12 protein-coding genes and 1 tRNA gene are annotated in these 17,053 nt (G+C 69.3%); 8 read left to right on the top strand and 5 right to left on the bottom strand.

Annotated features, from left to right (window positions below; translation table 11 throughout):
• Nucleotides 1–42: 42 nt before the first annotated feature.
• Genes ACAM42_RS28275 through ACAM42_RS28245 form a run of 7 tightly spaced genes read left to right on the top strand, consistent with a single transcriptional unit; the run spans nucleotide 43 to nucleotide 7,307 of the window.
• Nucleotides 43–966 (top strand): branched-chain amino acid ABC transporter permease, encoded by a 924-nt coding sequence (locus ACAM42_RS28275; RefSeq protein ID WP_062469725.1) that lies wholly within the window; start codon nucleotides 43–45, stop codon nucleotides 964–966.
• Nucleotides 963–2,744, top strand: a complete 1,782-nt coding sequence (locus tag ACAM42_RS28270; RefSeq protein WP_369630136.1) for an ATP-binding cassette domain-containing protein — start codon at nucleotides 963–965, stop codon at nucleotides 2,742–2,744. The genes ACAM42_RS28275 and ACAM42_RS28270 overlap by 4 nt, the downstream gene beginning before the upstream one ends.
• 20 nt (nucleotides 2,745–2,764) lie before the next feature.
• Complete coding sequence (locus ACAM42_RS28265) at nucleotides 2,765–3,475, top strand: ABC transporter ATP-binding protein (protein WP_369630135.1); 711 nt, start codon at nucleotides 2,765–2,767, stop codon at nucleotides 3,473–3,475.
• 28 nt (nucleotides 3,476–3,503) lie between these two features.
• Complete coding sequence (locus tag ACAM42_RS28260; protein ID WP_095746773.1) at nucleotides 3,504–4,472, top strand: MBL fold metallo-hydrolase; 969 nt, start codon at nucleotides 3,504–3,506, stop codon at nucleotides 4,470–4,472.
• 1 nt (nucleotide 4,473) lies between these two features.
• Nucleotides 4,474–5,397, top strand: a complete 924-nt coding sequence (locus tag ACAM42_RS28255; RefSeq protein WP_369630134.1) for a DMT family transporter — start codon at nucleotides 4,474–4,476, stop codon at nucleotides 5,395–5,397.
• Nucleotides 5,398–5,406: 9 nt separating this feature from the next.
• Nucleotides 5,407–6,591 (top strand): NADH:flavin oxidoreductase/NADH oxidase, encoded by a 1,185-nt coding sequence (locus ACAM42_RS28250; RefSeq protein WP_369630133.1) that lies wholly within the window; start codon nucleotides 5,407–5,409, stop codon nucleotides 6,589–6,591.
• Entirely contained in the window at nucleotides 6,588–7,307 is a 720-nt protein-coding gene (locus tag ACAM42_RS28245; RefSeq protein WP_369630132.1) for an EthD domain-containing protein, read from the top strand. The genes ACAM42_RS28250 and ACAM42_RS28245 overlap by 4 nt, the downstream gene beginning before the upstream one ends.
• Here the strand turns inward: ACAM42_RS28245 and ACAM42_RS28240 are convergent.
• On the bottom strand, nucleotides 7,270–7,671 hold the full coding sequence (locus ACAM42_RS28240) for a hypothetical protein (RefSeq protein WP_369630131.1): 402 nt from the start codon (nucleotides 7,669–7,671) through the stop codon (nucleotides 7,270–7,272). The genes ACAM42_RS28245 and ACAM42_RS28240 overlap by 38 nt on opposite strands.
• 483 nt (nucleotides 7,672–8,154) lie before the next feature.
• On the opposite strand from ACAM42_RS28240, the gene ACAM42_RS28235 reads away from it, so the two are divergent.
• Nucleotides 8,155–9,387, top strand: coding sequence for a beta-propeller fold lactonase family protein (locus ACAM42_RS28235; protein WP_172438309.1), 1,233 nt, complete (start codon nucleotides 8,155–8,157; stop codon nucleotides 9,385–9,387).
• A 221-nt stretch (nucleotides 9,388–9,608) separates the two neighbouring features.
• Here the strand turns inward: ACAM42_RS28235 and ACAM42_RS28230 are convergent.
• From ACAM42_RS28230 to ACAM42_RS28215, 4 genes are all read right to left on the bottom strand, one after another.
• A tRNA-Arg gene (locus ACAM42_RS28230) sits at nucleotides 9,609–9,683 on the bottom strand.
• 64 nt (nucleotides 9,684–9,747) lie between these two features.
• The gene (locus ACAM42_RS28225; RefSeq protein WP_369630130.1) at nucleotides 9,748–13,845 is read right to left on the bottom strand and encodes a translocation/assembly module TamB domain-containing protein; all 4,098 of its coding nucleotides are present in this window, start codon (nucleotides 13,843–13,845) and stop codon (nucleotides 9,748–9,750) included.
• An 8-nt stretch (nucleotides 13,846–13,853) separates the two neighbouring features.
• Nucleotides 13,854–15,791, bottom strand: coding sequence for an autotransporter assembly complex family protein (locus ACAM42_RS28220; protein WP_369630129.1), 1,938 nt, complete (start codon nucleotides 15,789–15,791; stop codon nucleotides 13,854–13,856).
• 58 nt (nucleotides 15,792–15,849) lie between these two features.
• A complete protein-coding gene (locus ACAM42_RS28215; RefSeq protein ID WP_062482585.1) occupies nucleotides 15,850–17,037 on the bottom strand; it encodes a VWA domain-containing protein in 1,188 nt (395 codons plus the stop codon).
• Nucleotides 17,038–17,053 lie beyond the last annotated feature (16 nt).

The following is a 17,053-nucleotide window of genomic DNA, read 5'->3' as shown; positions in this document are numbered from 1 at the left end:
AGGAACGGGGCACGGCCCCGTTCCGCAACGGAGATACACACCATGGTTGAAGCGCTCCTGCAGGCGCTCATCAGCGGGCTCGCCGTCGGCGGTGCCTATGCGCTGGTGGCGCTGGGATTCAGCATCACGTTCACGACGACCAAGACGCTGAACTTCTCGCACGGCGAGTTCGTCTCGGCCGGTGCGTTCATCGGCATGAGCGCGTTGTTCCTCGTGCTGGGCAAGCCGCTCAGTTCCACCACCTTCGGCGACGCCGTGCCCGGCGCGGGCGCGCAGCTGTTTGCGTTGGTCGCCGCGCTCGGCGTGATGGGCCTGTTGGGCTGGCTGCTCTACGTGCTCGGCGTGCGTCCGTTCGCGGGCCGCCCGGGCATGGCCTGGGTCATGAGCACGCTGGGCTTCGGCGTGATTTTGCAGAGCGTGGGCCTGGCCATCTGGGGTCCGAAGCCCGTGGTGGTGCCCGCGCCCGTGGGCGACACCGTGATCCGCATGTTCGGCGTGGGCGTGCGCCCGCAGGAACTGCTCACGCTGGGCGTGGCCGTGGTCGTGATGATCGGCTTCGACCGCGTGATGAACCGCACCATGATCGGCAAGGCCATGCGCGCCGTGGCGCAGAACGGCAACGTCGCCAGCCTCATGGGCATTAACACCAACGCCATGATGATCGGCGCCTTCGTCGTCAGCTCGGCGCTGGCGGGACTGTCGGGCTTCCTGCTCGCGCCCATCGCGCAGGCCTCGCTCTTCATGGGGCTGACCGTGGGGCTCAAGGGCTTCTCGGGCGCCATGATCGGTGGGCTGAGCAACCCGCGCGGCTGCGTCATCGGCGGCTTTCTTCTCGGCGTGCTCGAGTCGATGGTGAACCTCTGGCAGGCGCAGTGGCGCGAGGTCGCGGTGTTCGCGCTCGTGATCCTGGTGCTGGCCTTCCGGCCCACGGGCCTGTTCGGCCGCTCGACGGTGGAGAAGGTATGAAGCGCTTCGCCCATCCCGCCGCCGTGGTGCTGGTGGCGGCCGTGCTGTGCGGCCTGGTCTCGCTGTCCGGCAACGACTACTACCTGCGCATCGCCTTCATGATGTGCGTCTACTACCTGTGCGCCGCCGGCATGAACGTGCTGGTCGGCTACGCAGGACAGAAATCGCTGGGCCAGGCCGGCCTGTTTGCGGCCGGTGCCTACGCGGTCGCACTCATCACCTCGCGCACCGAGCTGAGCCCGTGGCTGGCGCTGGTGCTCGCGGCCGTCGTCTCCGGCGTGTGCGGCGTGCTCATCGCGCTGCCCTCGCTGCGCGTGAAGGGCCCGTACCTCGCAATGGTCACGCTGGCCTTCGGCATCGTGGTCGAGAAGCTCGTGGGCGAATGGACCGACGTGTTCGGCGGCGCGCAGGGCATCTACGGCATCCGCCCGCTGACCTGGAACGGCCAGCCGCTGAGCAGCGTGCAATGGGTGATCCTGGGCATCGTGCTCAGCGCCGCGCTGCACCTGCTGCTGCGCAACCTGCTGCAGGGCCGCTTCGGCCGCGCGCTGCTGTCGCTGCAGGCGGACGAGATCGCCTCGTCGTCGGTGGGCGTGCGCGTGTACCGCGCCAAGGTCATGGCCTTCGTGGTCGCGGCCGTCACCTGCGGCATCGCGGGCGCGCTCGTGGCGCAGCAAAACCAGTACATCAACTCCGACTTCATCACCTTCCACCTGTCGATCTTCATCCTGCTCCTGGTGCTGTTCGGCGGCGCGGGCTCGATGTACGGCCCCATCGTGGGCGCGGTGCTGCTCACGGCGACCGACGCGCTGCTCGCGCGCTGGCCCTCGGCGCAGCACTTCCTGTACGGCTTCCTGCTGCTGTTCGCGCTGTACGTCATGCCGGGCGGCGTGGTGGGCCTGTTCAACAAGTGGTTCCTCAAGTCGCGCCACCGCGGCGAAGGGGCGGGCGGCAACGGCGTGCCGGGGCAGATCGGTCCCGGCGGCGAAGGCGAGCTGCTGGTGGTGCAGGGCGTGACCAAGTCGTACGGCGGCGTGAAGCCCGCGCAGGACGTGTCGTTCCGCCTGCAGCGCGGCCACATCCATGCGCTCATCGGACCGAACGGCGCCGGCAAGAGCACCATGATCAACATGCTCACCGGCGTGGTCGAACCCGACGCGGGCGTGATCCGCTTCCTGGGCCGCAACATCGTGGGCCAGCCGGCGCACACCATCTGCTGCCTGGGCATGGGCCGCACCTTCCAGAACCTGCGCCTGTTCGCCGACCTCTCGGTGCTCGACAACGTGATGCTGGGCCGGCACAGCCGCATGAGCAACGGCTTCCTGTCGTCGCTCGTGGCCTGGCCCACGGCCGGCAAGCAGGAGCGCGCCACGCGCGAGCGCGCGCTGCAGCTGCTCGACCTCGTGGGCCTGGGCCACCTGGCGCACTGGCCCGCCGGCAGCCTGCCCTACGGCCTGCAGCGCCGTGTGGAACTGGCACGCGCGCTGGCCACCGAGCCGCAGCTGCTGCTGCTCGACGAGCCCGCCGCCGGCCTCAACCCGCAGGAAACCGCCGAGCTCGGCGAACTGCTGGTGCGCATCGGCCAATGCGGCGTGTCCATCCTGATGGTGGAGCACCACATGGACCTGGTGATGTCGATCTCCGACCACGTGATCGTGCTCGACTACGGCGTGAAGATCGCCGAAGGCAAGCCCGCCGAGGTGCAATCGAACCCGCGCGTGGTCGAGGCCTACCTGGGCGTGGACGACGAAGAAGACATGGCCGCCGTGCCCGCCTGAGCCAGAGGACCGAAACCATCATGTTGAAAATCGAATCGGTGAAGGTCTCGTACGGCGCCATCGAGGCCGTCAAGGGCGTGAGCCTGGAAGTGCGCGCGGGCGAGGTCGTCACCATCATCGGCGCCAACGGCGCCGGCAAGAGCACGCTGCTCAAGAGCATCGTCGGGCTGGAGCCCGTGGCCGAAGGCCGCGTGCTCATCGACGGCAACGACTGCACGCACGTGCCCGCGCACCAGCGCGTGGGCCTGGGCGTGGCGCTGTCGCCCGAGGGGCGCGGCGTGTTCCCCGACCAGACCGTGCGCGAGAACCTGATGCTGGGCGCCTACTCGCGCCGCAACGACAAGGCCTTCGTGGAGCGCGCCATCGAGCGCGAGTTCGCGCGCTTCCCACGCTTGAAAGAACGCGCGCATCAACTGTCCGGCACGCTGTCGGGCGGCGAGCAGCAGATGCTCGCGATTGCCCGCGCGCTCATGAGCGAGCCGCGCCTGCTGCTGCTCGACGAGCCCTCGCTGGGCCTGGCGCCGCTCATCATCAAGGACATCTTCGACGCCATCCGCCAGCTGCGCAGCTCGGGTCTCACGATCCTGCTGGTGGAACAGATGGCCAAGCAGGCGCTGGGCGTGGCCGACCGCGCCTACGTGCTCGAAACCGGCTGCATCACGCTCGAAGGCTCCGGCCGCGAGCTGCTCGACAACCCCAAGGTGAAGTCCGCGTACCTCGGCACGCATTGAATTCATCGCTCACATCAAAGGAACCCCAATGACCACCAAGAAATTCGCCAGCCAGGCCGACCTCGAAGAAAAGAAGGTCTCGTTCACCCGTCTCTCGGAGAACGCCTACGCCTACACCGCCGAGGGCGACCCCAACACCGGCGTCTTCATCGGCGACGAGGCCGTGATGGTGGTCGACACCCAGGCCACGCCCGCGATGGCGCAGGACGTGATCCGCCGCATCCGCGAAGTCACGCCGCTGCCCATCAAGTACGTGCTGCTGAGCCACTACCACGCGGTGCGCGTGCTGGGCGCGTCGGCGTACTTCAAGGAAGGCGCCGAGCAGATCCTGGCCAGCCGCGACACCTACGACCTGATCGTCGAGCGCGGCGAGCAGGACAAGGCCAGCGAGATCGGCCGCTTCCCGCGCCTGTTCCGCAATGTCGAGTCGGTGCCCGCTGGCCTCACCTGGCCCACCATGACCTTCGACGGCACCATGAGCGTGTGGCTGGGCAAGAAGCTCGAAGTGAAGATCGCGCAAGTGGGCCGCGGCCACACCAAGGGCGACACCATTGCCTACCTCGAAGACCAGAAGATCTGCTTCGCGGGCGACCTCGTCGAATACCAGAGCACCGCCTACGCGGGCGACTGCTACTTCCGCGACTGGCCCACCACGCTGGACCGCCTGGCCGGCTTCGGCTTCGAGAAGCTGGTGCCCGGCCGCGGCGCCGCACTGGAAAACGCCGCCGACGTGCGCAAGGCGATTGCCTCCACGCGCGCCTTCATCTCCGACGTCTACACGCTGGTGAACAACGGCGTGGCCGAGGGCAAGTCGCTCAACGTGATCTACAAGGAAACCGTGGCCGCGCTGCGCCCGACCTACGGCCACTGGGTGATCTTTGACCACTGCATGCCCTTCGACGTGACCCGTGCCTACGACGAGGCGACGGGCCACGTGCACCCGCGCATCTGGACGGCCGAGCGCGACATCGAAATGTGGAACGCCCTCGAAAGCTAAGGTGAACCAACCCGCGCCCTCGCACGGCGCCACGCCCGCGTCCGTGCAGGGCTGGATGCTGCTCGCGATGCTGGTGTGGGGCGTGAACGTCTCGGCCGTGAAGGCGCTCACCGCCTCCTTCGAGACGCTGCCGCTGGCGGCGCTGCGCATGGGCGTGGCGTGCATCGCGCTCAGCGCCATCGTGCTGTGGCGGCGCGGCGGCGTGCCCAAGCTCACGGCGCGGCAGCTCGCGGTGATGGCGGGCTGCGCCTTCCTCATGGTCTATGGCAACCAGATCCTGTTCGCGCAGGGGCTGCTGCGCTCCACCGCCACCAACGGCGCACTCATCATGGCGCTGAGCCCGCTGGTGTCGGCGCTGATGGCCGCGCTGGTCTTCGGCGAGCGCTTGACGGCGCGCCGCATGGTGGGCGTGGCGCTGGGCTTCGCGGGCGTGGCGGCGGTGGTGCTGAGCCACCCGGGTGCGGGGCTGTCGAGCGCCGGCATCGGCGACCTGATGCTCGCGCTGTCGGTGGTGAGCTTCGCGGTCGGCGGCGTGGGCGTGCAGCGGCTGGCGCGGCAGATCGATCCGCTGTCGATCAGCTGGGTCATCTATCTCATCGGCACGTTCATGCTCGTGGCGCACACCCTGCTCGGGCCGTCGCGGCTCGGGGCGGCGCAGCTCTTTCCCGGCCTGTGGCCGTGGGCGCTCGTGCTGTTCTCGGGCATCGCGGCCACTGCCGCGGGCAACCTCATCTGGAATCGTGCGATCTCCGTCATCGGCGTGGCGCGCACGGCCGTCTTTCTCTACTGGGTGCCGGTGTTCGGCGTGCTGTTCGCGGCGCTGCTGCTGGGCGAAGTGCTCACGTGGTGGCACCTGTTCGGCTTTGCCGCGGTGATGACCGGCACCTGGCTCGGCACGCGGCCGGTGGCTGCGCCGGCCCCTTGATTCCTTCACATGCCTGATTCATCTCTTCCCCTGCTGTTCCAGCCCGTGCAGCTGCGCGAGCTCACGCTGGCCAACCGCATCGTCATCTCGCCCATGTGCCAGCACGCCGCCGAGCGCGGCCATGCCACGCCGTGGCACCTGGTGCACCTGGGCAAGTTCGCGCTCGGCGGCGCGGGCCTGATCCTCACCGAGAGCACCGCCGTCGATCCGCGCGGGCGCATCGGCACCGCCGACCTCGGCCTGTGGAACGACAGCCAGATCGCGCCGCTGAAGGCCGTGGTCGATTTCGTCCACGCGCAAGGCAGCGCCATCGGCGTGCAGCTGGCGCACGCGGGCCGCAAGGCCGGCAGCGAGCCGCTGTGGGAGGGCGGGGCGGCCATCGACCCGGCGCGCATGGCGGCCGACGACGAACCCTGGGAGCGCCTGGGCCCCAGCGCGCTCGCGGCCGGCCCCGGCTGGTCGGCGCCGCGCGCGCTCGATGCGCAGGACATGGCCGAGGTCGTGCAGCGTTTTGTCGATGCCACCGTGCGCGCCGACCAGGCCGGCTTCGACGTGGTCGAGCTGCACTTCGGCCACGGCTACCTGGTGGCGAGCTTCCTGTCGCCCAACGCCAACCACCGCGACGACGCGCTCGGCGGCAGCCGCGAGAACCGCATGTCGCTCGCGCTGGAAATCGCGCAGCGCGTGCGCGCCGCATGGCCCGCCGGCAAGCCGCTGTTCTGCCGCCTCTCGGCCGTGGACGGCACGCTCGACGGCTGGAACCTCGACGACTCCGTGGTGCTCGCGCGCGAGCTGAAGCGCTGCGGCGTCGACGTGATCGACTGCTCCTCGGGCGGCCTCACCGAAGAGACGCGCGCGCTGCCCGTGCCGCGCGGCCTGGGCTTCCAGGTGCCGTTCTCTGAACGCATCCGGCGCGAGGCCGGCGTGGTCACGCAGGCCGTCGGGATGATCGTCGATGCGCAACAGGCCGAAGCCGTGCTCGCCGCCGGGCAGGCCGACCTCGTCGCGCTCGGCCGCGAAGCCCTGTTCGACCCCTACTGGCCGCACCACGCGGCCGCCGCGCTCGGCGCCGATCCGCAGTACCAGCGCTGGCCCGTGCGCCACGGCGTGTGGCTCGCCAAGCGTGCGCCCGGCCTGGCCCGTGCGCGCGCCGAAGCGCAGAACGCGCAACCCCACAAGGAGACCGACCGATGACCGACCCCACGACGACGACCCTGCGCATGGGCCTGATCCGCAAGCAGCCCGGCTGGACCGACGAGGCCTTCAGCCGCCACTGGCGCGAACGCCACGGCCCGCTCGTCGCGCGGCTGCCCACGCTGCGCGCCTACCGCCAGAACCGCGTGACCGACCGGCTGCAGCGCGGCATCGACTTCGCACGCGGACCGTGGGACTTCGATGGTTTCTCGCAGCTGCAGTTCGATGCGGCGACGCAGGCCGATGCGGCCTTCAACACCGGTGAGCTGGCGGCCCAGATCCGCGCCGACGAGCAGCACTTCCTGGGCGGGCTGCACATCGTGACGGTCGAGCAGATCGAGGTCATCGCGCCGCCGTCGCCTGCATCGTCGGCGGGGCCGGCGATGCTCAAGCGCATCTCGACCCTGCGCCGTCCGGTCGCGCAGTCGGAAGAAGACTTCCGCCGCGAATGGAAGGTGCACGCCGACCACGTGCGCCGCATGCCCGGCGTGGCCGGCTACCGCCAGAACGTGGTCGTCGCGCGCGAGTTCGAGAAGGGCACGCCCTGCGGCTACGCCGAGCTGCCGATCGACGGCATCGTGGAACTGTGGTTCGAGAACACCGACACGCTGAACGCCGCGTTCGCCTCGCCCGAAGGCCAGCGCACCATGGCGCACGCCAAGACCTTCCTGGCGGAGATCACGGCCTTTGTGGTGGAGGAGTTTCGGGTGGTGTGAAGGCCGACGCGAGCCCGTAGTGCACCGACGTGCTCAGGGCCGGGATCACCGGGTGGTGGGAGACGGGGTGCGATGCGCGCGCGGGCACCGTGCCGATGGGCGCGATCTCGCGGGGCCGCTGCACCGGCGCAGCCTCCGCTTCGTCGCTGCGCGCGGGCGGCTCGGGCAGGAACACCCCGCGCCGCAGCGACCAGATGCAGGCACCGAGGCGCAGCAGCTTCTCGACCTTCACGTCATGCGCCGGATCGTCCGGCGACTCCTGCGCGATCAGCTCGCCCAGCTGCGTGAGTGCATCGGCGGGCGTCATGCCTCGCCCGATCCGTGCCACTTCCACCATGGCCGCCAAGGCCTCGGTCTTGTTCATCGCTTGCCCCCTGTTGCTTGTCTCTTGCTACGAAGGACAGCATGCCGTTACGTGGTGCATCCAAAAGTAGTCCATCGCGCCGTCGGGTCGTCGATTGAAATCTCGTCGCTGCGCGGGGCGGGGCGTACACATTGGCCGGCGCCGTCTGATCAAGCGAAGTGCGACTGCGCCCTGTCTTCAATAGCCAAACGTGTTTGGAAGGCCGGGGTGGCTCAATGGGCCTGCATTGAAAACAAAAATATCAATTTCATTGATGCCGTTTTTTCTTTTTTATAGATCGATGGGTGCTGCCGATAAGATGCGGTGACCAAATATTTCAATTGAATTGATGCCATGAGACTGTCTAGATTTTGGAGCCGGGTCGCCGCGCCTTTGGTCGTTCTCTTGGGGCTGGTTTCCTGCGGGGGTGGCGGAGGAGGGGGGGGCGGTGGTGGTGTATTCCCACTGCCGCCACCGGGCGCTACATACACGGTGGGAGGTACGGTGACCGGACTTGAGTCAGGCGCGTCCCTCACGCTGCTCAATTCAGACGGCGATGCACTGTCCGTCGGCAGCAATGGCGCTTTCACTTTCGCGACGGCCATCGCCGGCGGCAGCAGCTATTCCGTGACGGTGGGCGCACAGCCTTCGGGACAGAACTGCAGGGTCTCGAATGGCACAGGCTCCAACGTTTCCGCCAACGTCACTTCGGTGCGGGTGTCCTGCGCGGGCGCGCCCGAATTTGCCTATGTGGCGCAGTCCTTCAGCGACAACATCGGCATCTACAAGATCGACGTGTCGACCGGTGCGCTCTCGTCTGTCGGGACCGTGGCGGCAGGGGCCTCGCCATTTTCAATCGCGGTGCACCCGAGCAAGAGATTCCTCTACGTGGCGAACACGGGAGACGGCACCATCTCTATCTATGCGATCAACCAGACGACTGGTGCGCTGGCGCAGGTAGGTACCGACTTGCCCACAGGCCGCTATCCGCAATCGATCGCTGTGGATCCGGCCGGCAACGTTGTCTACGCAGCCAACGCATTGGACAACACCGTCTCGGTTTTCGCCGTTGATCAAGGCTCTGGCGCGCTGACGGCAATTGCCGGCTCGCCGTTTTCTACGGTGACCAGCCCCGTAGGAGTCACTGTTCATCCTGGTGGCAAGTTCGTCTATATCGCGAGCCAGATCGACAACACGATCACTAAGTATGCGATCGATCAGGGCTCTGGCGCTGTGCTCGCTGCCGGGGCGACGTCTGTCCCTGCAGGTTCTTCGCCAACGTTCGTCACTCTCGACGCTGCGGGGGAGACGATGTACGTCACGGGCACCAAGGTCACGACTTTCGCCATCGACTCAGCCACCGGAGATCTTGCGCAGATCGGGGCGCCCTTGACTCCGAACGGTACGTCGAGCCGGGTGCGAGTGCATCCTGCTGGCAAGTTCGCCTACATCCCGGACGGGTTGGGGCGCACTCTCTCGGGCTATGCCGTCGCACCAGGCTCGGGCGTACTCTCCCCGCTCCCGGATGCACCACTGGCAACGGACAATGCGCCGCTGGACATTGCCTTCAACGCATCGGGTAGGTTCCTTGTGACGGCGAACTGGAACGACGACTCCATTTCGGCTTACAGCATCAATCAGAAGACAGGCGTCCTGTCATCTGTCGGCTCGGTCGTGAATTTGGACACCCGTCCCCGGGCGATTGTCACGGTCCAGCTTCCTCTGTCGCCGACTTGACGGAAGGGCGGCAACGTCCCCTGGCGCCTGATCCGTACACGTGAGTGCGGCGAGATGGGCGTCAGGCCAGAGGGATCTCGTCCGGTGGTTGCGTGATGCAGTTGCCCCCGGTGCCTCACCGGGTGGCATGAACTGCCTGATCCGCGCATGTGCTCGTGAACCGATGGTGTGGCTCTGGCCGTGGTGCTCCGCCTGAGAGCGGTTGAAGAGTAACGGCTTGCTGGTGCCTTCGACAGGAATCGAACCTGTATCTGAGTCTTAGGAGGACCCCGTTCTATCCATTGAACTACGAAGACGGTGTGCGCCGCCGCTGCTGCTACGGCGCGGCCCGCACTTTACCAGCTTGAGGCGTCCCGGCCCTCAGTCGTACTTCACCGTGTAGATCAGGTCCACCCCGCTCGTCTGCCCCGCCTGGCCCCGCAGCGTGAGGCGCTTGGTCAGGTCGTAGAAGATGAAGAGGGTGCCGAAGGTGCCGCCCAGGCTGCGTTCGTAGGTGATGTAGAAATCTTTGGACAACCGCTTGCCCAGCGTCACGGCCGACTCGCGCAGGTCGCCGCCGTTGCCGGGGCCCTTGAAGCCGAGTTCGTCCAGGCCGAAGCGGCTGGCCAGGCTGCCGCCGGTGGTGGTGCCGCCGATCTTGCCGAGCAGCGACAGGGCGGCCTGCTGCAAGAGGGCCGACTCGCCGCCGCTGGTGGCCGAGGCGCGGCCCAGGATGACCCACGACAGCGTTTCGGCGTCGGACAGCGCGGGCTCCGCATAGAGCTTCACGCGCGGCGACTGCGCGGAGCCGGTGATCTGCACGCCGGCGCGCTGCGCGATGTTCGGGCGGATGGCCAGGATGTCGAGCGCGGGGTTGTCGAAGGGGCCGTTGAAGCGCGCGATGCCGGTCTCGACGTCGAGCTGCTGGCCGTAGGCGCGGTACTGGCCCTTGACGGTCTTCACCTCGCCGGTGATGCGCGGCGGGGCGTCCAGGCGGGTGCTGCGGATTTCGAGTTCGCCCTCGAGCCGGGTGGTGATGCCGCGGCCCTGCACGGCGAAGTCGTCGCCGAGGTCGAAGGTGACGACGATGTCGGGCGGCTTGGCGGTCTGGGGCTTGGCGGCCTTGGCCGCCTGGGCGTCGGCCTTGGCGGACTCGCGCTGCGCGGCCTCGGCGGCGGCCTTGTCCTTGGCGGCCGAGCGCACGACGACGTCGCTGCCTAGGCTGGGCGCGGTCTCGTCGGGCAGGATGATGACGGCGCGGTCGGTCTTGAGCTTGCCGCGCACGTTGAACTGGCCGTCGTCCAGCCGCGCCTGCAGGTTGCCCGACAGCGACACCTGGCGGTCGGTGCGCACCAGCACGCGCAGGGCGCGCAGCTCGGCCTGCAGGGCCATGCGGATGCCGGTGCTGGTCGTGCTGTTGTTGCTGCCCCAGCTGAGGTCGCCGCGCGCGGTGAGCGAGCCGCCGTCGGTGCGCGCTTCGCTGGCGGCGGTGCTGCGGTTGCCGCTCTGGCCGCCGATGCGCGCGTTGCTGCCGGCGCCGCCCTTGAGCGTGAACTCGGTGATCTCCAGGCGGTCGCCGGTGAGCGAGGCGCGCAGGCGGCCGTCGCGCAGGTCGAGGCCTTCGACCGGGGCGCGCAGCGCGAGCTGGTCGGCGCCGAGCGTGCCGTTCCAGCGCGGCGCGGTGCGGCTGCCCGAGAGGGTGGCGTTGGCGTCGAGCGTGCCGGCGATGCGCCAGCCGGGCGGCGCGAGCATGGACCACACGCCCAGGTTGGGCAGCGCGGCGCGCAGCGTGCCGTTCAGGGGCGCGTCGGGGGCCCATTGCCAGCCGCCGCTGCGCTGCTGCATGCGGGTGCCGAGTTCGGCGTCGAGGCGGCCGGCGCGTTCGCTGTCCCAGGCCAGGGTGGCGCGCACGGCGTCGCCTTGCGCGTCGAGCTGCAGTTCGGCGCGGCGCAGGCCGGCCGGGGTGGCGGTGACGTCGATGCCGTTGACCTCGTTCTTGCCGCTGGCCGAGCTCATGGTGCGTTCGCTCGCGGTGCCGGTCCCGGTGCTGGTGATGCGGGTGACGAGCGCGGCCTCGCCGGCCTGCACGCGGATGTCGCCGCTCTGGCGCGCAAGGCGGGCCTTGGCGCGCAGGGTGTCGCCGGCGTCGATGTCCCAGTCGCCGTTGAACAGCAGGTCGCCGCTGATGCCGAGTTCGCTCAGCGTGGCGTTGGCGCCGAACGCGCCGGCCCAGGCCATCGGCAGGCCCTGCATCTGGCCCTTGGACTGCAGGCGGAACACGCGGTTGGGCGCGGCGCCGCTCTGGTTGAAGCGCAGCGGCTGCCAGTCGATGCGCACGGTGCCGGGCAGCGGGCCGCGCAGGGTGGCGTCGGCGGCGGAGGCTTCGACGTCGAGGCGGTTGTCGGCGGCGCGCACGGTGGCCGTGACTTCGCGGCCCAGTTCGAGCACCCAGGGCCCTTGGCCGGGGCGCGCGGTGGCGGTGTCCTGCGCTTGAAGTCGCAGGCTGGCGAGGGTGGCGCGCCACTGGTTGGCGCTGGCGAGGCCGCCGCTGGCGCGGGTGTCGAGTGCCAGCTTCTGCGTGCCGGTGGTGGCTTCACCCTTGAGCGTCAGCGTGGCCTGGGCAATGCTGCCGGCGAGGTCGGCCTGCAGCGCGCGCAGTTGCACGCTGGTGGCCGTGCCGCCGGGCTGGGCCGCGGGCAGGGTCAGGTCGAGGCGCGGCACGGCGAGCGCGGCCTTGAGGCTGGGCTCGGCGTTGCCGCGCGCGGCTGGAGCGCCGGGGTTCTCGATGCGGCGCTGCACGGTCTGCCAGCCGCCTTGCCAGCTGGCGTCGAGCCGGGCGCTGCCCTTGGCGCTGGCGTTCGCGAACACGGCTGACAGGCCCGGCAGGCCTTGCACCCAGCGCTGCATCGCTTCGGCGTCGTCGATGCGTGCCTGGAGGTCGCCGCCGCCGGTGGTGGGCGCGATGCGCCCGTCGAGTTGCGCGCTGCCGCCCGGCAGCGAGAGGGCGAGCTTGCCGCTGGCGGCCTGGTCGGCCACGCGCACCTGCAGCTTGCCGTCGATGCTGGCGCGCATCGCTTCGACGCGCAGCGTGCGCAGGTCGAGCACCTGGTCCTTCCACTGGCCCTGCGCCAGTGCACGGTCCAGGCCGAAGCCGGGCAGCGCCTTGCTGCCGGCGCCGCCGTTGCCTTCGGCGCGGAGGGCCACGTCGAAGACGAGGGTGTCGGAATCTTCGGCCTGCCGCGCGCTGATCTGTCCGCCGACGGGCGCGCCCGACAGCTCGCTGTACAGCGCGCCGGGCCGCACGCCGCGCACGGTGGCGCGCACCTGCCAGGGCGAGGGCGCGGGGCTCCAGCTGCCTTCGGCGTCGATGCGGCCGCCGCCCGCGCGCACGGTGGCTTCGGGCACGGTCCAGGTCGTGCCGTCGAAGCCGACCTGGGCCTGGACCTGCTCGACCGGCAGCTTCTGTTCGTCCCACGGGCCGGCGACGGCGTTGCGGATGTCGGCTGAGGCCTTCCAAGCGGCGGGGCCGGTGGCGGCGTCGGGCGCGAGTTCGACGGTGCCGGTGAGCCGGGTCCGGGGCGCGCCGGGCCAGAGGCTGGCGGCATCGACGTTGCGCAGGTCGGCCTTGGCGTCGACCACGGGCTGCGGCAACCAGGGCGCGATCTGCGCGCGCAGCTGGGCGGCCATGGGCGCTTCGGCGTCGGGCTCGGTGGGCTGCAGGTCGGCGGCGACCTGCAGGCGCGCCTCGGGGCCGGCCAGCGTGCCTTTCACGGAAGCCTTGGCCTGCACCTCGATGTGGCGGTCTTCGGCGAGCGGGGCCTTCACGCGGCCGTCGAGCGTCGCGTCGAGCGCTATCGGCGCCGGGCCCTGCAGCCGCACGCGGGCGCTGTAGTGACCGTCGGCGATGTCGACGCCTTCGATGTCCAGCGCGTGCTGCGCGGCCAGGTAGCTGTAGCGGCCCGCGAGGCCTTTGGCTTCCAGCGCGGGCGGTCCGGCCCAGCGCACCTCGTCGATGCGGAAGGGCACCTCGGCCACCTCGACGGGCAGCGCGACCTGCGTGAGCGGCTCGGTCGGCGTGTCGCTGTGCGGGCCGCGGCGTTCGATCGACAGGCTCGCCGCGTGGATCTCGCCGAGCTGCACCTTGCGCTGGAACAGCGGGGCAAGCTGCCAGCCGAGCGTGGCGTCGTTCACCTCGACCGCGAGGCTCTCGCTTTGCCACTTGAGCCAGCCGATGCGCCCGCCGGTGCGCAGCGAGCCGGTCACGTCGCGGCTTTCGAGCGTCTGGCCCGCGGGCAGGCGCTGCGCGGCCTGCGCGAGCGCGAAGGCCAGTGATGTGTTCGAGCCGAGCCACCACCAGGTGCCTGCGGCGAGCAGCAGCACGACGAGCAGCAGGCCCACCAGCGTCCAGCCCAGCGCGCGCAGCACGCGGCGGGTGCGCGAGCGGGGACGGGGCGTGGCTGTGGTGGGCGTGGACGGCATGAAGCGGGTCAGAAGGTGAAGCCGAGACGGAAGTGCAGGCGGAATTTCTTCGAGTCGACGCCGTAGGCCAGGTCGGCCTGCACCGGGCCGACGGGGCTGCGCCAGCGCGCGCCGACGCCCACGCCCACCTTGGGCTTGAGCTCGCCGGGCTTGTCGGCCACGGCGCCGGCATCCACGAACACCACGCTCTCCCATTCGGTGAGCTTGTCCTTGTAGACGAAGGGGCGCTGCCACTCGAGGCTGGCCACGCCGAGGTAGCGGCCCGACACGGTCTTGCCATCGGCGCGCACGGTGCCGATCTGCTTGTAGCTGTAGCCGCGCACGGTGGTGTCGCCACCGGTGAGGAACATCAGCGTGGACGGGATCTGCGCGCTGTCCTTGGCGGCGACGGCGCCGGCCTCCAGGCGCATCTGCAGCCGGCTGCGGCGCGCGCGGGCGTTCCTGTCCTCGGCCGCGCCCAGCGGCAGCACGCCGAGAAAGCGCGCGTAGGTGCGGGTGAAGGGCACCTGCTGGCCGGTGAGCGTGTAGCCCGCGGCCATTTCGAGCGCCAGGCCGTAGCCGCGCGAGGGCGCCGAGTTGTCGTCGAAGTAGCGCCCAGTCCAGCCCCAGTTGGCGGTGACGGCCGAGGCCGAGGGCGGCGCGTCGGTGCCGCGGTTGTGGGCGTAGTCGTACTGCAGGAAGTAGCTGCGATCGATGTGGTCGCTCGACTTGTTGCGCCCGCCGCGCAGTCGGCCGCTGTCGACCACGTAGCTGCCCGACTGTTCGCTCTTGAGTTCGCCGCCGGCGAACCAGCGCCAGCCCCGGTCGTCGGGCACGGCGTTCCACTCGGTGCCCAGCGACTGGATGTCGTTGTCGAGAGAGAGCCGCGACACCGCGCGCCAGCCGAGCAGCGGCATGCGGTTGTGGGTGTGGTCGATCGACAGGCGCGGGCCGTTGTCGGTGGTGAAGCCCACGCCCATCACGACCTTCTGCAGCGGCGCCTCGCGCAGCTGCGCGATCACGGGCGCGGCCAGCGGTGTGTTGCTGTCGGTGTCGAGCGTGAGGAACACGGAGTCGTAGTAGCCGCTGCTGGCCAGGCGCTGCTGGGCGTCGAGCAGCTTCTGCTGGTCGTAGTCGGTGCCGGTGGGCAGGCGCGCGATGCGGCGCGCGGCGTCGGCGTCGTAGCGCTCCACGCCGCGCAGCACCAGCGGGCCGAACTTGTAGGCCGGGCCCGACTGGTAGGTCACGCCGAGCCGGGCCTCGTGGCGGTCGGCGTCGATCTCGGCGCGGCTGATTTCCACGCTGCCGGTGGGAAAGCGCTTGGCCGTGAGGCTGCGCAGCGCGGTGGTCTTGGCGTCGTCCCACGCGCCTTGCGTGAAGGGCTCGCCGGCGCGCAGCGCCCAGCCGGTGCGGATGGCGTCGCGCTGCGCTTCGGCGGTGGGGTCGTTGGCGATCTGGCCGGCGTAGCGGATCTGCACGGTCGACACTTTCGTTCGCTCGCCGGGTGCCACGGTGATGACGACCTCGCGCGGGGCCTCGGTGCTGTCGGGCGTTTCGTTGAGTTCGAGCGTGAGCGTGGGCGTGAAGTAGCCCAGCGTGCCCAGCAGCTCGCGCGCATTGGCCTCGGCCGCGACCATGAGGCGCGAGACCTCGGTCACGCCCAGGTCGTCGAGCTCGCGGTAGCGCTGGATTTCGAGGTGGCGCGCCAGGTAGTCGCGCTCGGTCTCGGGGCCGCGCACGTCGACGGTGAAGGCGTTGCGCCGGCCGTCGGCCTTGGCCTTGTCGTCGTCCTTGGCGCTGTCGCCGTGGCTGTCGGCGTCGGCACTGCGCACCACGCCGACGGTGGACGCACCCGTGTCCGCCGCCTCTTTTTTAGGCAGCAGGCTGCAGCCTTGCAAAAGCAGGACGCCGGAAAAAAGCAAAGCCGGCCACAACGCCGGCGAAAGAACGGATGCCACCCTGACCATGGGGGCATTCTGACAGCACCCGTGTGGCGGCTGCCCCCCACTTGTGCGGGGCCGCGGGTTACTTGGACAGCATGCGCATCGCCTCTTCGAGGCCGCGCAGCGTGAGCGGGTACATGCGGTTGGACATGAGCTGCTGCATCACCGCGATGCTCTGGCGGTACTGCCACACGCCCTGGGGCTCGGGGTTGATCCAGGCGAACTTGGGGAAGGTGTGCGTGAGGCGCTGGATCCACTCGGCGCCGGCCTCTTCGTTGTTGTATTCGACGCTGCCGCCAGGTTGCAAGATTTCGTAAGGACTCATCGTGGCGTCGCCCACGAAGATCAGCTTGTAGTCCTTGTTGTACTTGCGCAGGATGTCCCAGGTCGCGAACTTCTCGGAGAAGCGGCGCTTGTTGTTCTTCCACATGAAGTCGTAGACGCAGTTGTGGAAGTAGTAGAACTCCAGGTGCTTGAACTCGGTCTTCACGGCCGAGAACAGCTCTTCGACGCGCTGGATGTGCTCGTCCATCGTGCCGCCCACGTCCATCAGGAGCAGCACCTTGACGTTGTTGTGGCGCTCGGGCCGCATCTTGATGTCGAGGTAGCCGGCGTTGGCGGCGGTCGAGTGGATGGTGTTGTCCAGGTCGAGCTCTTCCTCGTGGCCTTCGCGCGCGAACTTGCGCAGCCGGCGCAGCGCGACCTTGATGTTGCGCGTGCCCAGTTCCTGCGTGTCGTCGTAGTCCTTGTAGGCGCGCTGGTCCCACACCTTCACGGCGCTGCGGTTCTTGCCGGCGCCGCCGATGCGGATGCCCTGCGGGTTGTAGCCGCCGTTGCCGAAGGGCGAAGTGCCGCCGGTGCCGATCCACTTGCTGCCGCCTTCGTGGCGTTCCTTCTGCTCTTCGAAGCGCTTCTTGAGCGTTTCCATGAGCTCGTCCCAGCCCATCTTCTCGATCTTGGCTTTTTCTTCGGCCGTGAACTCGCGCTCCAGCGTCTTCTTGAGCCAGTCGAGCGGCACTTCCTTCGTGAAGTCGGTGAGCATCTCCACGCCCTTGAAGTAGGCGGCGAAGGCGCGGTCGAACTTGTCGTAGTGCTTCTCGTCCTTCACGAGCGCGGTGCGCGAGAGGTAGTAGAAGTCGTCGATGCCGTAGGCGCCGTCGGAGTTCGGGCCCACCACGTCGGACTTGAGCGCCTCGAGCAGCGTGAGGTATTCCTTGACCGACACCGGCAGCTTGGCCGAACGCAGGGTGTAGAAGAAGTCGATGAGCATGGAGCGCTCCTTGTGT

Source organism: Variovorax sp. V35 (assembly GCF_041154465.1).
GTDB classification, from domain to species: Bacteria; Pseudomonadota; Gammaproteobacteria; order Burkholderiales; family Burkholderiaceae_C; genus Variovorax; species Variovorax boronicumulans.
This window is presented reverse-complemented; position numbering and strand designations above follow the sequence as displayed.

Bases quoted from the DNA above. Each gene is read 5' to 3' on its own strand.
- ACAM42_RS28275 (WP_062469725.1), top strand. From the start codon at position 43: ATGGTTGAAGCGCTCCTGCAGGCGCTCATCAGCGGGCTCGCCGTCGGC.
- ACAM42_RS28270 (WP_369630136.1), top strand. From the start codon at position 963: ATGAAGCGCTTCGCCCATCCCGCCGCCGTGGTGCTGGTGGCGGCCGTG.
- ACAM42_RS28265 (WP_369630135.1), top strand. From the start codon at position 2,765: ATGTTGAAAATCGAATCGGTGAAGGTCTCGTACGGCGCCATCGAGGCC.
- ACAM42_RS28260 (WP_095746773.1), top strand. From the start codon at position 3,504: ATGACCACCAAGAAATTCGCCAGCCAGGCCGACCTCGAAGAAAAGAAG.
- ACAM42_RS28250 (WP_369630133.1), top strand. From the start codon at position 5,407: ATGCCTGATTCATCTCTTCCCCTGCTGTTCCAGCCCGTGCAGCTGCGC.
- ACAM42_RS28245 (WP_369630132.1), top strand. From the start codon at position 6,588: ATGACCGACCCCACGACGACGACCCTGCGCATGGGCCTGATCCGCAAG.
- ACAM42_RS28240 (WP_369630131.1), bottom strand. From the start codon at position 7,671: ATGAACAAGACCGAGGCCTTGGCGGCCATGGTGGAAGTGGCACGGATC.
- ACAM42_RS28225 (WP_369630130.1), bottom strand. From the start codon at position 13,845: ATGCCGTCCACGCCCACCACAGCCACGCCCCGTCCCCGCTCGCGCACC.
- ACAM42_RS28220 (WP_369630129.1), bottom strand. From the start codon at position 15,791: ATGGTCAGGGTGGCATCCGTTCTTTCGCCGGCGTTGTGGCCGGCTTTG.
- ACAM42_RS28215 (WP_062482585.1), bottom strand. From the start codon at position 17,037: ATGCTCATCGACTTCTTCTACACCCTGCGTTCGGCCAAGCTGCCGGTG.